General features: G+C 53.3%; 9 protein-coding genes. 1 reads left to right on the top strand and 8 read right to left on the bottom strand.

Translation table 11 applies throughout. The features are described 5' to 3' along the window. The 5 genes from LZ24_RS17345 to LZ24_RS14940 form a co-directional block, all read right to left on the bottom strand. Positions 1–404 (bottom strand): hypothetical protein (locus LZ24_RS17345; RefSeq protein ID WP_222427664.1); only part of this gene is annotated, 404 nt, incomplete at its 3' end. Between the two features lie 73 nt (positions 405–477). Next, complete coding sequence (locus LZ24_RS14955; RefSeq protein WP_144686537.1) at positions 478–1,287, bottom strand: rhodanese-like domain-containing protein; 810 nt, start codon at positions 1,285–1,287, stop codon at positions 478–480. A 103-nt stretch (positions 1,288–1,390) separates the two neighbouring features. After that, positions 1,391–6,430, bottom strand: coding sequence for a chitobiase/beta-hexosaminidase C-terminal domain-containing protein (locus tag LZ24_RS14950; protein WP_144686536.1), 5,040 nt, complete (start codon positions 6,428–6,430; stop codon positions 1,391–1,393). A 55-nt stretch (positions 6,431–6,485) separates the two neighbouring features. Further along, positions 6,486–7,268, bottom strand: a complete 783-nt coding sequence (locus LZ24_RS14945; RefSeq protein ID WP_186443184.1) for a transglutaminase-like domain-containing protein — start codon at positions 7,266–7,268, stop codon at positions 6,486–6,488. A 1,213-nt stretch (positions 7,269–8,481) separates the two neighbouring features. Continuing rightward, positions 8,482–11,313 (bottom strand): M16 family metallopeptidase, encoded by a 2,832-nt coding sequence (locus LZ24_RS14940; protein ID WP_144686534.1) that lies wholly within the window; start codon positions 11,311–11,313, stop codon positions 8,482–8,484. Between LZ24_RS14940 and LZ24_RS14935 the strand changes: the two genes are divergently transcribed. After that, positions 11,306–11,497 carry a hypothetical protein gene (locus LZ24_RS14935; protein ID WP_144686533.1) on the top strand — a complete coding sequence of 64 codons (192 nt, stop codon included), beginning with the start codon at positions 11,306–11,308 and terminating at the stop codon, positions 11,495–11,497. The two genes, LZ24_RS14940 and LZ24_RS14935, sit on opposite strands and share 8 nt — an antisense overlap. Here the strand turns inward: LZ24_RS14935 and LZ24_RS14930 are convergent. The 3 genes from LZ24_RS14930 to LZ24_RS17340 form a co-directional block, all read right to left on the bottom strand. Continuing rightward, positions 11,494–12,216: a phosphoribosyltransferase gene (locus tag LZ24_RS14930; protein ID WP_144686532.1), complete on the bottom strand. Its 723-nt coding sequence runs from the start codon at positions 12,214–12,216 to the stop codon at positions 11,494–11,496. The two genes, LZ24_RS14935 and LZ24_RS14930, sit on opposite strands and share 4 nt — an antisense overlap. A 1,208-nt stretch (positions 12,217–13,424) precedes the next feature. Continuing rightward, positions 13,425–14,414 (bottom strand): hypothetical protein, encoded by a 990-nt coding sequence (locus LZ24_RS14925; RefSeq protein ID WP_144686531.1) that lies wholly within the window; start codon positions 14,412–14,414, stop codon positions 13,425–13,427. 121 nt (positions 14,415–14,535) lie between these two features. Continuing rightward, on the bottom strand, positions 14,536–15,045 hold a 510-nt coding region (locus tag LZ24_RS17340; RefSeq protein ID WP_222427663.1), incomplete at its 5' end, for a hypothetical protein.

The following is a 15,045-nucleotide window of genomic DNA, read 5'->3' as shown; positions in this document are numbered from 1 at the left end:
CGGCTTGTGCTCTGGGCGGTTGCCAAAAAACGGATGCCATTCCAGTGACCGGGCTTAGGATCTGCGCTGTTGGCGGTAAAGCGTATGGGCGCGTCCGCCGTTCCAGCGGCAATGAGGGCACCGGGGTCTCCGCTGCTGCCCCCTACATCAAGCCGGGTATTGGCATTGAAACGCAGCTCCACCCCGGGCTCTATGGTGAGGGTGGTGACACCGTCATCCCCGTCCTTTCCACGAACCACAACCGTTCCGGTGATAATGTAGGGGCTGCCCGCCACGGTCCAGGTGGTGTCCGTTGAAATTTGACCTCTTACTTCGGTACGGGCAAAGGCCTCAGGGCAAAAAAAGAGCAGTGCCATACAGACAAGAACAGAAAGGTGCAGGAAAAGACGGTGAGGTGAAAGCATGGGTCTGAACTCCATTGGGTCTTATTTTTCTAGGGGCAGAAATAATCTGCCCATCCTTTTTTGGTTCGGCGTTTCAATCCTGCAAAGTGCAGGACCTGCCGCTTCCGGTGCTGGCCATACGTTCATCCCTTGAGCGCTGGGCCAGACGCCGGTGTTCAAGGTAGCGCTCATAACCTGCCCAGCCCTTTTCCAGCACATAAACCTCCCTGATGCCGTAGCTGGCCAGATAGCGCCGAAAGGCCGCATTCTCCTCGCCATTTTTCGTAATAATAATAGGAACAAGGAAGGGATTGTTTCTCCCCTCCCCCATGAGGGTCAAAAGATCCTGAACGCCTTCGGGATCATGGGGCCGGAGCAGGGCATGGGCCAAAGGAAGGGTAAAAACCGCCTCTTCCCTGTCCAGGCCATGGACAATAAGGGGATGGGTCCAGGCCAGTTCTGAGGCCAGAACTTCCGGACTTACCCTGTGCATCTCCTCCATGGCAAAGGGATCACCCGCAAGGGGTCCGCCAATCCCCTTCCAGGCCACAAGGCCACCGGCAAGAATAGATGCCTGAAAACCCTCTTTGTTTAAATCCTCACAGCTTTCCGCAAGCCGGCCCAGGGCAAAGCCTTCATTGATGAGCACAAGGGGTTTTGTCTTCAAAAAGGAGCGAACCCGGATCTCATGGAAATCCATGTTCAGGGACCCGGGTATGTGGTATCGGGCAAAGGCTTCTTCGGGCCTTACGTCCACAAGAAAAATGGCCTTCTCACCATACTCCTCCATGACCTCCTCCACCCCCCTGGCCAGGTCAAAAGGAATCTGTTTTCCATCGCTGGACAGAAAATCCGCCTGTGCTGCCATGCTTGCGAGTAACAAAATAACAAAAGATACAGTCATTGCCCCTTGCCATGCGATCTTCACATCACCCTCCACTGACCCGTTGGTTCTTCAAAAAAGCCGCCATGCTGGCTCCCTTGCCCCTCCATTCCCCCAATCAAATTCATGGGAATCCTCTTCCTGTCAGCTGTTGAATGAAGCAGGCTGCAAGATCAAGGGGCAGAACAAAATCCGTATCTCCGGTTACAAAAACAGGTTCTGTCCAGTGCCGGTAGCCCCTGTATTCCAGCCGGAGCCGGTAAGTGCCTTCGGGAAGAACAAAAGAGGCTGGATTCCGATGCGTGGTGAAGCGCCTCTGTCCCAGATAGAGCTGATCGTCCCGGTGCAGATATACATAGATACCCGCTATGCTGTTTCCAGAAAGATCCTCCACACGAACATTCAGCCTGCCGCCCCCGCCATTGATGTCGGCCTCAGCCTTCCCACTTCCGGGCACTTCAAGCATGGAACTCCAGAAAGGCCTTGTGAGGATCCCGGCCTGAAAACGGTAACGCCCCCCTGCGGGAAGTAAAAACCGGGCAAGACCCTGGGCATCCGTGCTCCGGAAAAGCTCCAGATAACGATCATCGTCTCCATACAGCTGCACCCGTACATTTCCTGCGGGTACCTTTTTCGTCCCGGCTTCCATGGTGAAGACCCTCACATCCACAGGAATATGGGGAATCTGCAAGGTGGCTGTTTCCATGGCAGGTATTTTAAGCTCCTCGCTCCAGAACCCATGCCCCAGATACTCTGCCTGTATGCGGTAACGGCCATGGGGCAGATCCAGCCGGGCCATCCCTTGGGCGTCGGTACTGACGGAAATACCCAGATCCTTGTCATGGATGTCAAAAAGACGACAGAGAACCCCGGCAATGGGCTTTCCTTCGGCCTTCTCTACCCTGAAAGCAAAGGCTTCGTTGCCAACACCAAGGTGAACCGTATGAACGCTGTCCGCATGCAGGGACTCAATGCCGCTCCAGAAGGCATTGCCCAGATAATCCGCCCTGAACCGGTAACGACCCTCGGGAAGACGGATGCTGCCTTCTCCACCGTCATCGGTGTGGAAAACAAGATCAAGGGGCTGATCAGCTTCGTCAAAAAGGGAAATCATGACATTGGAAAGGGGCTGCCCCCCAGCCTGAACCCGTACCCTGACCTCGGCCATGGGCACAAGAATCCGGGTGTCCTCCCAGATGAAAAGGGAGGAAGCAAAGGTCTGGCCCCTGTGGGTAACCCTTGCCCCATAGGGCTGTTCCGGAACCTCAAAGAAAGCATAGCCCTCCCCATTGGTTTCCTGCGTCAGCCCCACAGACTCACCCCTGTCCGTAAAAAGATGAACGGGAAGACCCGCAAGGGCCGTATTTTCTTCCCTGTACCGGGCACCAAGCCATACACTCACCGTTTGATGGGGAAGCAGAATCTCCATGCGGGTATCCGCAGACAGATATATTTCATCGCTCCAGAGGGAATGCCCCAGCCAGAAAATTTCTGCTTCATACTCGCCCGCAGGCAGGCCAAAGGCCACAAGCCCCTCAGCATCGGTCTCGGCAGAAAGACCCAAGGCCCCGCTTGGGTCATGGATTTCTATGCGAACACCTTCAAGGGGAGCCTCCGGCCCTTTGCTCACATGGAAAATCAGGCTGCTCCCCTTCGTGGGCACGGAAACGAGGTTGGGACCATCACCAGACACGGCGACTATACCTGTCCAGATGGGGTTACCGTAAAGATCCGCCCGGAAGGTAAACTCCCCGCCCACGGGCAGAACAAAAACCACCTCACCCCCAGCGTCCGTGACCCCATACTGCCCCATCGAAGCCCCCGATCCGCTGAAAAGATGGACTTCCACGTCCCGGACGGCCCCGTCTTTGGTATGCACCCGTACCCGCACCTCTTCTTCTGCAATGGAAAGATGCCCTGCAGAGCTTCCGGGGATATCAAGGAGCCCGGTACCGTAGTCCCTGCCCATCCAGGAAACCCGGAAGAGATACTGCCCCGGTGCAAAGGCACTCACATCAAAATCCGCCTGTCCGTTTTCACAGGTGAGGGCCCTGATGCCCGTAAAGTCTCCTGCCTCATTAAAGGCCTTTACCTCTAGCCCACCAAGGGGACCACCCATGCTGGCATCCACGGTAATCCTGAAAACCTCAGCCCCTTTGGTGTAGGTTTCTGTGACCGGAGCACTAAGATTGCCCGCCCTGTCCACAGCAATGAACCTCAGGGTGCGGGTTTCATCAAAGACAAGGGGCTCCGTGTAGGGAAGTGAGGCTTCCGAAGGAAGGGTTCCATCCAGGGTGTAATAGATGTCCGCAGGCTCATTGGCGCTGAGTTCTACCCTTAGCGTATCCGCAAAACGGCCTCCCGGAGGGGTGGCGGATACCAATGGCGGGGTTTGATCCACGGTGATGGCAAAGGGGCAGAGCACACGCTGGCGGACGCTGCCATCCTCAAGCAGGGCATAGACATAATAAACCCCCTCAAGATCAGAAACATCCCAGGTGTAAAAACCAGCCCTGCCGTCGGAATCATCTTCCAGCCTGCCTTGAATCAGCGTCCCGCCTTCGGTCCGTGGCGCATCGGTATAATAGAGGGCAAGGGTGGCATCCGGGCCTGTGTCCTTCAAAAGCCAGCGCAGGGTAAGGCCCTGGGCAGAAAGGTACAGGGGAGCATCGGGATAGACAAAGGAAAGTGACGGCGGGGGAAGGGCATGCACCTTGGCAAAAAACCGTCCCGTTTCCGACCAGGCTCCGGCAAGACCATTATCCTTCAGCGCCTGAACCCGCCAATAGTACCAGCGACTGGAAACAAGGCTCTGGTAGTCATCAAAGACAGGGTGGGCACTGGTGCCCCGAACCACAAGGCGGGTCAGGGCCGGATCTTCATACACCTCAAAACAGTATTGGAAAACACCGGCATCCTGGGCAGGGTTCAGGGCAGGATGCACGGAAAGAACCGGAACAGCACCTGAAACCCAGGCTCCCTGACCGGGATTTTTCAGCACAGGCCCGGGCACAGGACCCTCTACGGGATCAGCTGGAACAGGTTCCGGAAGCACACCGCCTTCCGTATGAACAACAAAATGCCCATGGGCCCAGAGGCTGCTGCCCGTATGGTCCCAAGCCCGGACGCGCCAGTAATAGGCCTTTTTGTCCTCCAGATCTCTCGGAAGCATAAAGGAGGTGGTGTCTTCCCCGAAACAGGCCATATCCTTTACAAAAAGACGTTCTCGAAAGGTGATGTCCGAAAAGACCTCAAAGGTATAGGTCACAGGATCCTTTTCAGGATCAAGACTTCTTTCGATCACAAGCACAGGCCTCAGGGTATCCAGAACTTCTCCCTGAAAAGGACTCAGAATCTCAGGAATGCCGGGAACATTCTGGGGTACGGTTGGGTCAAAGCCATTGAGGTACTCATCAAGGTCTGAGATACCGTCTCCATCAAAATCCCCCCTGCCATCCCTGTCCAAAGTTCCAAAGTGCTCCAGCTCCCAGGCATCGGGCATGCCGTCCTTATCCGTATCCACATTCCCTTCGGCAGCTATGCGGATACGGGCCTGGCGTGAAGCCGTAAGCACACCATCACTGGCAATGAAACGGAGGGTGTACGCACCGGCCTGGCCCGGACCCGGCGTCCAGTCAAAAATACCGCTGCCATCCCCCATATCCGTAAAGCCTGCACCCACGGGCAGGGCATCATTTCTCAGAGCAAGGGATTTTCCCGAAGGAGATGAGGCTTCCACAAGAAAGGAAAGCTGACGCCCCTCCTCACCGCTTCTATCTGGAATGAAGCGGATTTCCGGAGGCCGTGGCAGGTTATCGGGGCTTTCCAGGATAAGGGTATAAACACCCGTTGTGTTGTGATCAAAGATATGGATGCTGTGCTGCCATGGGCCGCTTCCTGCCCGGGTTTTGGAAAACCAGATGTTTTCAGGCCGTATGCGTTTGCCATCGGAGCGGACCGCCCCCTGAATGACCAGACTGCCCCGTGAGGGATCTGGCAGGGCGGCGTACATGAAGCCTGCCGTAGGGGGTACTGTGAAGCGCCAGGTATTTCCAGAAACCACAAGGCTTGCATCTTCCGACTGATCCGTCACCAGGGTTTCCGTACCATCGGACTCATAGACCCTGTAAACATCATCATCCTTTGCCAGAAAATCCTCTATGGAATCCCGGCCCGGTGCATCCACAAAAACGCTCCGGACAAGAAAACGGGTATTCACCTCCTGAATGAGGGAGGTCATCTGCCCCCCCAGGGCATCGGCATGGGAAAACTCCGCATCAAAGCCCACCATCCTGCCGGACAGGGAGGATGTCATGATCCAGCGGGCAACCCCTGCTTTTCTGGAGGCAATATCCCCAAAATCCGCAAGCAGGCTGTTTTGGGCTGGTTCTCCGTTCACACGGACGCCCTCAATATTAAAACCCACAAGAAGCCCCTGCTCATTTTCAATGATCCGGGGCTGGGCAGACTCCACCTTAAGGGAACGGGCCTCTCCATGGCCCCGGTTCAGAATCCTGAGACCAAGCTCAAAGGGAACAGGCTCTTCCACTGTATTCGTCCAGGGATCATCCCCATAAACATCCGTGGGCAGAAAATAATCCAGAATCAGCTCAGGCATGGGTTTGACAAAGATATAATCCGGCGTCACCTCTATGGTTTCGCTCTTGCCCCCTGCCGTGTAGGAAAGGGTGGCTCCCACAAAGTACAAAGTACCGCTTTCGCGGCCATTGGAAGCCCCAGGTGCCGGGATGATCAGCCAGTGGATATCCGCAGAAGTTTCGGGAGCCACACTCCCGCTGCCGCTGACATTGCTGATGTTACGCATGGTATCAATACGGATAAAAAAACGGGCGGACGTATGGTTCGGATCCGATGAGGCCTGAACGGGAGTGCCCTTCTCATCGGTGAAATTTACATCTACGGCCACGTTCTCGATGGGCATATGGGCAAGGCCATTGTTGATGCGCATGTGGGCATCAAAGGCCTGGCGTTCCAAGGTCAGCTCCTGCCGGATTTCTATCTTCACCGTAGCGCAGAGGGCCCGGACATCCTGCGGGAAAAAAACCGCAAAACCCAGAAGCATGAAAATCCACAGGAAACATATCCCGGCCCTCCGCAGATCACTGAACGCCATCATGACTCTCCCCGTTTTTAATGCACACATGATCTCTTGCTCTCCATTTTTTCAAAGGATCAGCTGATAATTCAGATATCCCTGCTCAGCGATTCAGGCCCACACGCATCCCACTGCCCTCAAGCCCTGCCACAACGGCCCTTTCACCAGAAACGGAGGGCGTTACCGTGAGAAAGGCTATGTAGCTGCCTTCCTCTTCCATGAGACGTTTTTTCTGCGGGTCCGCCACACGCCAGTATCCCCCATGGTAAAACATTGCCCAGTTATGATAGTCCCCAAGATCCAGAAGCCCCCCTTCGGGAGAGACATATCCGCCCATCATACGGGCCGGTATGCCACTTGCCCGGCAAAGTGCCACAAAAAGGGCGGCAAACTCCGTGCAGTCACCCGTTTTATGCAAAAGCCCGTACAGGGCCCCGCGGTTCTCGCGGACATAACCCTCGTACACAAGGTTGTGACTGACCCAGGAAAAAATGTTTTTAACGGTCTGCAACTGGGTCTCCCCCTTCAGGGATGCAGCCAGCGCCTTAACTTCCGGATGATCCGACTCCAGCAGAGGCTCGGCCTTCAGGAATCTCTCCGGATTTTCATGGGGCATTTTCAACGGGACTTCCCAGATATCAAGATCCGCCCCCACCGTAACCATCCTGGTGGTATGGGGCGGAAATAATTCCCAGTGAAACACAAGCATATCCGGGTTTCCTGAAGTGTTATCCTGGAAAGCGGCAGGCTCCGATCCGAGTCCGGTCCGCCGCTGAAAGGATGTTTCCATAAGGGGTATACGAACCCGTACATGCACATCCTCTACCGGAAGATTCGAAGGATTCTGCACAGAAATTCGATAGCGTATGTGAATCCGATCATCCACAAGAGGTTGATCTTCTCCTTGAAACGAAACTTTCCGTTCAAAATAACGCGAACCGTACACAGACAGACACAGAACAACAACAAGGGCGGCAATCCAGCACCAGGCTTTAATAAAAGGCATAGAATCCATCCTGAAAACAAAGGTGGCAGGGCTTCAGCCCCATTCTAAACGTATGCAGCCTTAGGCCGCAAAGGGATATTCCAAACACCATCAGGATAAGAACAATACGTTTCAACAGATGAAACCGACACCTGCGGGTAAAACGCTGCGATCATTGCGGGAGCAACCAAGCAAAAAACTTGCCAGACATCTCAATATTTAAAAAATATGATCGGAATCCTGTTCCAGCCCCTGTTATACTCCGAACGGTCTTTTTTGATACACGGGCCAGTCTTAAAACGATGTTGAAAAACTGCTGAACAGCAGTCTGCACCGTATTGCTGTGTTTTGTAGATGCGCCATCCTGGCGCATTCTTTAAAGCGGCTGGAAGCCGCTTCTACTATTACAGTGACCTATGCAGTACATCGTACGCCTGAAATTTTTAAATGTTTCAAGGCTGACCGTTTGGAGTATACATCACAGTCCTCCCATGGATCTTACCCAGACTTTTCTACAGTTCAGGGTAATGGTTTCACGGAGAATGTGAATTAAAATAACAACAAAAAGGTAAAAGCCTTCCCATGCAATTTTACTGACCAGAATTCGCAAGGTTGAACAACCATGGCAATGAGGTATCATACCATCGAATCCATGCTCATAAAAAAATCCAATGACAATTTATGTTTATTTTAAACATTTTTTGGCAAAAAAACTTCCTCGGAAATCTTTTAAAAAAAGTTCAAGGCCGTTCAGCTAAGCATTTTGACCCAACCTCCCAAAAAAACAGCATGAGCGCATCGCTACCCATACCCGAACCGGTGCTGCCTGTTGTTGGGACGTACCAGAAAGCCTTACAATCCGAATTTATTTCCCCCGGATCAAACATCTCTATTTCTTTCAGGCGGACGGAGTAAGGATTATCTCAGGCAAACAAAGAAAGGCCGAAGCCCCGATCAATGAAGGGGGTCGGCCTTTGTGTCTGTAAATACTTATTTTTTTGGGCTGCGGGCTATGGCTTCGAGGGCCTCAGCCAATGGATTTGGGAGCCTCTGGCTTCGTGGCTTCGAGGGCCTCAGCCAACGGCCAGAGGGAAACCAACAAACCTTTCAGAATTCAATCCTGCTGTTTTTCAGTCTCAACACGCAAAAGGGAGGCCTTTTCAGGATTCAGAACCCTTGCGGCAAGACCACTTAAGTCTTCGGCGGTCCAGGCCATATAGTCTGATATCAGGGTTCTGGCCCATTCCCGCAGCTCAGGCTTTTCTCCGGAACCATCCATGACGCCCATGATCCAGTACATATTATTCTGTTGACGTGTTTCCAGATTGTTGATGAGCGGGCCCCTTACCCTTTCCAGCAGCTCCGGTGTCAGCCCGCCCTCCCCCAGACCCGCTGCAAGGGAAAGGATGCGGCCTGAAACCTCCTCCGCTGATTCAGGTGCCACGGAAACCCCTGCCATGATGCCACCCCAGTCGGGCCACCCCGTATAATGCCAGTGCCAGGCAAAGGGAGCATAGGCAATACCCATATTTTCCCGGATTTCCTCACGCAGCCTCTCCCTCATAATTTCCGCCAGCAGATTCAGCCCCCGGTGCTCCAGTGAAGAGGCACTGCCACCCGTGGGAAAACCCCACTGCACAAGGCTTGCGGGCGGATGGGCATTGACCCTGACGGTTTTTAAAAGCCCGGAAGTAAAGACGGGGCCTTGGGCCAGAGGCTCATTAATCCTGCCATATGAAACAGATCTTTTACCCAGAATACTGCGCACAAGCCCTTCCACTTCCAGCACATCCATATCCCCTGCCAAGGAAATTTCCAAGGGATCAGAGGCAAGGACAGGAGCAAGCCAGCTTCGGATATCATCCAAAGACCATGGGGGCAGGGCATCCGGTGGGCAGAGCCTTGCATCGTCTTCCGTGAAAAAGCAGGGGTTCTCCCGGCGAAATGTCCGGTCAATACTCCCGGCCGCCTGCTCCAGTTCTCTCTCATAGCGATTTCTGGCAAGCTCAAAGGCCTCTTCCCTGAAGCCCGGATCTTCCAGACGGGCACGCAGCAGGTGAAGCAGGGTGGCAAAATCCCCCCTACGGGCCTCTCCGTCAAAAAATATTTCCTCCGGCCCCATGCCCATGTGCAGGGCGATGCGCTTACCCGCAAGGGCCTGTTCTAAGGCCTCCCGACCAAGGGTACCCGTTCCCGAAAGATTCAGGGTTTCGGTGGCAATATAGGAAAGACCGGGCCAGGGCTCACCGCTGCGGCCCGTGCCCAGACGCACCCGCATCCGCACCCGGCCTGCCTCAAAATCCGTCTGCCGGATATGGATAAGGGTGCCGTCTTCCAGCAGCACATCCCGGATGCCAAGCCCTTCATCCTCCCAGGCCTTTTTGACGACAGCCAGTTCTTCCGGTGCGGGCAGATAGGGGAAAGTAACGCTTTCGGACCAGAGCGTATCCTTTGAAACATCATCCCCGGCCGCAAGATAAATGGAGCGCATCCGCTGTTTTGCCTGACCTTCGGCAAGATCCACCCCTTCGCCCAACATGCGCACTAACCTGTGACTGCCGGACCAAAGCTGACGGAAAGAACGGTTCACTGCGGACAGTTCCGCTTTCTCCAGAAATGGGATCATCAAAGAAGCCATGGCAACGGGAGAAACAGGTACCTGATCCATATAAAAATCCCGGAGAAGCTCTGCTGCCAGCTCCCCGCTTTCCCTGCGGACAGAAGCCTCTGCCCCTTCCTCAAACCAGGCGATGAACTCCTGCCTTACCCTTTCTAACTCCCCTTTGGTAAAACCATGAACCAAGGCCTCCCTCAGGGTTTTCGTGGAGATTTTAAGGTTTTCTTCCCATGTATCCGGCCTTGAAACCATCCGCAGATCCGTAAGCCGGATACTTCCGTAAAGGTCATGGGTAAAGGCGGCAATGGAAAGGGCAGGCAGCACCTCCGCTTCCTTGAGACGCTCAAGGCGCTGGGCCAGCATGCGCATGCCCATGTGGCGCAAAAGGGCCTCCTTGTCCGACTGCACTGTATGGATATAAGGTTTTATGGATGAGACCGTGGAAATTCCAAGGCGCAGCTCTCCGCTTCCCGGTTCATTGTGATACATGAATTCGAGACCCCGATGATCCGTATGGCCGATTTCCGGCTCCGGCAGCAGAGGGCCACGGGCCTTAAGTTCCCCGAAAGCGGCATGAATCTTTGCCTGCACCTCAGCCGGATCCATCTCCCCGACGCCCAGAAGCAGCATGCGCTCCGGCCTGTACCAGGCATGGTAAAAAGCCCTGAAATCTTTTGCATCTGCAGAGCGGATCACAGAAGCAAGGCCAATGGGCGGCCTTTGGGGAATACGGGTTCCCCTGAAAAGAAAGGCCTGCTCCGCCCGGTGCATGCGATAGGCCGGAGAATTTCTGTCCCTTTTTTCAGCAAGGACGATGCCCCGCTCCCGCTCAATTTCTTCCGCCGGAAAAAGAAGCTCTCCTGCATAATCGGCCATGATCCGAAGGCCCTGATCTAAGGTGTCGGATTTGCCTTCGGGAAGTACAATGTCATAGGCTGTCCGGTCAAAGGCGGTATGGGCATTGGTGTCTCCCCCAAAATTCATGCCGATTTTCTGGAAGAAATGGATGAGGCTGCCCGGCGGAAAGTGGGTGGAACCGTTAAAGGCCATGTGCTCAAGGAAGTGGGCCAGCCCTTCCTGACCTTCGGCCTCATGGCGGGAACCCGAACGTACCAGAAGGTGAAGATGAAGCCTGCCCGAAGGATGGTCGTTGGGAAAAAGGGCATAGCGGAAACCATTGGGAAGCTCTCCGTAAACCAGCTTCGCATCCGGAGAAAGATCCGATCTTTCCCATACCCAGCCGGAAGAAGACTCCCCTGCAAAGGCCTGTGTACTGCCGGATATAAAAAGCATAATCAGACAGACAAAAAACAAAAATGCCTTGCGCATACTTTCCTCCTCTACCTTAAAGATTTCCGTAACCGTTCATCAAATCGATCCTTCAGCCATTGAAGACAGAAAAATTGCAGGGGCAAACCGTACCTGCCTGCGGAAACCCGTAAGGGTGCCACTACAGCGCAGGGCCGACAGCTTCAGGGAAGACAGGAGGGCCTTTTCATCATCCGGTCTTTAATAACCTTTTGATAGTAAACGCTGAGTTGTTTCTTTTTCTGCCTTAGCGCATCGATTTCTGATCTCGTCAAGTGTTCTAAAGCCGACGAGATAACCTGCTTCGTTGGCGGTGAGAGCTGGGGGGTGGATTCCGAAGATTTGTCTGATTGCGTCACCGTAACGTTCCTCCAATAAGCGAATAGGTTTAGCGGGTGCCCTGAAGTCTTTTGAACGCCCCGCATTGACAAGCAGCAGGCTACCAGTAACATAACCACCATTCAATAAAATGAAATTGGCTAATTCAGCCAGAGTACTGCCCATACTTGTGACATCATCCACCAGTACATACTGCCCGCCATGCTGTATGGTTCCTTCAAAAGAAGGTCTGGCAATGAGCCGTTCCATAGGATCAGCTCCCGTATGAAAAACGCGCTCTTTTTGGACAATATCTATTTCACTGATTCCTGAATACAGCTCGGCACAGACCAAAGACAAGATAAGTGGCAGGGCATTATCTCCTGATGCTTCCCGGGCAAAGGGTGAAACATAGATACTGCCTTCCGGGAATTTTCCCCGCAGCGCAAGGAGCGGATCAAGTGCCAGCTCTTCAATCAGATCCAAAGCAGCATCCGTATCACCTGCCTTTCCTTGTTTGTAGGCAGGATGTTGTTTGATATCTTCATCACGGGTAAAGCAATGAAAGTGCCTGGCTGTTTTTGGAAAAGGATAAATTCTTTCCATAAACCTCCGTTGCATCAGATATTTTAATAATCAGGAACCTCCCCGGCCTCATCCAATGCTGCATCCGACTTACAGTCCTCTTAACCCGAAACTCCCATCCCGGTTCCTTAGCACAAGAAGGGCAAAAAGCCTGGGGGCTCCGCTTCCTGCTGGTTCATAGGGTGGGGAGAAGCATAGCTTGAAAGGGTGGAATTGGGAAGGAGGTTTCAAGGGCCTCAACTACCTTGCAGGGGCCTTTCTTAATCGGAAAGGACGGATAAACTGCCCTTATCCGGTCAGAGACCGACTAAAAAAGTAATGATTTTATTTGGAAAATAAAAAATCTAAAACAATGAAGGTCGCCGTAGAGAATTGATCTGGAAGGCAATTTTGACAATTGTCAGTTTCAGATCAACCCCCCGGCACAGATCCGGACGTGCGCTGCTAACGCATCCGGCTCCTGCATTGAGTCAAACGCACGGCTTCCTGCTGCTGGCTGCACGCAGCCTTCCAAGCCCTTCATCTGATTTATCCGGGCTCTGAGTCCCGGCCACAGGTTGACTCTTCAGACTTTCTCTCTGCCAAGGCCCTTCGCTCCACGGACTCCGCATATCCAGTTCGTTTATCATCATGCTTGTTCCTTCAATTTGTTCGTCCGCTTCTTCACTACTATGGCCTTGTCCGACTCCTCACCCGGCTCTGTCAGCTGTTCGGCTACTTACCTTGGAGCTGTCAGTTACTCTTAAAGTACCGCTGGGTGAGGCCTCCCGGGTTCCGTTCATGAGACATTCACAGATGCACCGGGTCAGCGACTCCGGGGAACCTGCCTGCCACTTGCGTTGACTCAACATTCAGTTTTGCCTTCCCGTTCACCCAACACGGTCAGCATTCCCAACCCTGATTTCGGAGCTCAATACCGAGCCTGTGCGTTCCCCTGTCAACGCTTAACCACTACCCTCACGAGCAGCAGCCCATGACTTAAGGTCTCCGGCGGTTCGCTACACCTTACCAGATAGAGGACTTGCACCTCCAATCCCATGCCAGCTTATCCCGGCGCACTTGGTGTCCTATGGTTACCCGGTTACCCAGGGAAAAACACAGGCTGTTAAGGCAGATAAAAACAACCAGACACAACCCATACTGAGGGGCTGCATCCGGCCGGCTGCGGATAAATAGAAATCAAAATAAGAGGGCTTGGTGACAGAGGTGCCCAATGCCAGTATCCGTGTTTAATGCTTGGTAGCATCCTCACCGATCAGCAAATCCAGCCCCTTGTCCCCAGCAGCCAGGACTTCTCTAACCTTTTCTGGGGTAAGTCGGGTAGCCTTGGCAATATCCTCTGGTTTCATATTGAACTCATGGAGGCTCATGATGGTCTGGTGCTTCTCCTTGAACACACCAATCTCCTCGCCCTCTATTCGGCCCTCACTACGGCCCATAACAACACCCTTCTCCAACCCAAACCGCTCTGCACTTGTAATATATGGCATCTTTTTTTCCTCCTCCAAGAGGTAAACTTCTTTAAGGAACTGTGCTTCCAGCTCCTTAGGCAGGCTGATCATCCAGTCGATGTAGCGGTACAGCTGCAGGATGTCTTCTTTGCTGTAGTTCCGCTGATACATGAGCTTCACCAGATGGTATTTCCAGGCCTTCAGCTCATCCTTTGATTTGCTGCTTTTCGCCTTGATCTGGGCCATGACCACGAGAGAGAAGACATTATCGTTGGTTTCCAGTTCATCCCAACGGTCTTCCCAATCCATAAGTTTGACAATGGGGAAGCGGAAGTCAAGGCTACAGCCCCACAATTCTTTAGAATAGGAATCCGGTCTGAAGCTCTTCTGGCTGTCCGTTAAAACCCCAAGGCTGACCACATCCCTGTCATAGCTGTCAAAGATGCGGAAATTGTACACATACATGCGTTTGGGGAAGAGGTCTTCGGCCTCACCCTGTATTTCTACATGAATGAGTACCCAGATTTCTCTGTTCTTTTTGGTCCAGACCTTTGCCAGCTTGTCCACATACCGCCGTCCTGTGGTGCCATCCCGGACGATCTTCTGCAGCTCTTTGTCCAGAAATACAAGCCCTTTGTCCCAGTCTATCTCATCGTGGATCTGGGGAAACAGAAGGGCAAGGAACTCTTTGAAGTACCTCCCTACGGCTTCTTTCCATGGGCTGTCGTAGTCACTTGAAATCTTTGATTCCTTTTTGGTTTTTGCCATGCAGTATCCTTTTCTTTAAAAAGTGTAGCAGAAATACCCGGCTACTGCATAGCCTGAAAAAGGGACAGTGGGAAGGGGCTTCGAGAACCTCAGCCACCGGGGATAAATCCAGCCCTGTAAATCATGCCGCATCGAAAAAGACATCACACCGGACACCGGGCATACAGCGAAGCCCCCTGAGCTTACAATGCAGCCTCAATGCTTCAGGATCACCCACGGCTGTACCGAACTGCTCCAGCAAAGTATCCATGGAAGATACAAATACAGCTGCATCCACACCTAAACGGCTTAAAATGGGCGGGGTGTTTTCACGGATGCTCATCTTCTTTCGCCTGAGCTGTCTGCCTGTCCAGTCCACCAGTTCCACATACTCATGGAAGCCAAAGGGAATGGCAAAGGGCATATCCGTAAGATCATCAAAGGGCGCAAGGGCGGCTCTGGGTTTTTCAGGAGGGGTATCCGGGGAAGTGTCCGGTGATTCAGGAGAACCGGAATCCACATCCTGCGGCTTAAGGGCATCCAGCCTTTCCTTGATGGAAGTGTATTCCGATTCTTCGGGGGTTTTTGCCATGCCAGCCCGGACAGGATTAAGATCCACATAGGCCATGGCCGCAAGGATGGCCTTTTCATC

This window comes from Desulfobotulus alkaliphilus (assembly GCF_007830435.1).
Taxonomy (GTDB): Bacteria; Desulfobacterota; Desulfobacteria; order Desulfobacterales; family ASO4-4; genus Desulfobotulus; species Desulfobotulus alkaliphilus.
This window is presented reverse-complemented; position numbering and strand designations above follow the sequence as displayed.

What these genes read in the sequence shown, in the direction of transcription:
- LZ24_RS14930 (WP_144686532.1), bottom strand. Translation starts at nt 12,216, where the DNA reads ATGGAAAGAATTTATCCTTTTCCAAAAACAGCCAGGCACTTTCATTGC.
- LZ24_RS14925 (WP_144686531.1), bottom strand. Translation starts at nt 14,414, where the DNA reads ATGGCAAAAACCAAAAAGGAATCAAAGATTTCAAGTGACTACGACAGC.
- LZ24_RS14950 (WP_144686536.1), bottom strand. Translation starts at nt 6,430, where the DNA reads ATGTGTGCATTAAAAACGGGGAGAGTCATGATGGCGTTCAGTGATCTG.
- LZ24_RS14955 (WP_144686537.1), bottom strand. Translation starts at nt 1,287, where the DNA reads ATGACTGTATCTTTTGTTATTTTGTTACTCGCAAGCATGGCAGCACAG.
- LZ24_RS14940 (WP_144686534.1), bottom strand. Translation starts at nt 11,313, where the DNA reads ATGCGCAAGGCATTTTTGTTTTTTGTCTGTCTGATTATGCTTTTTATA.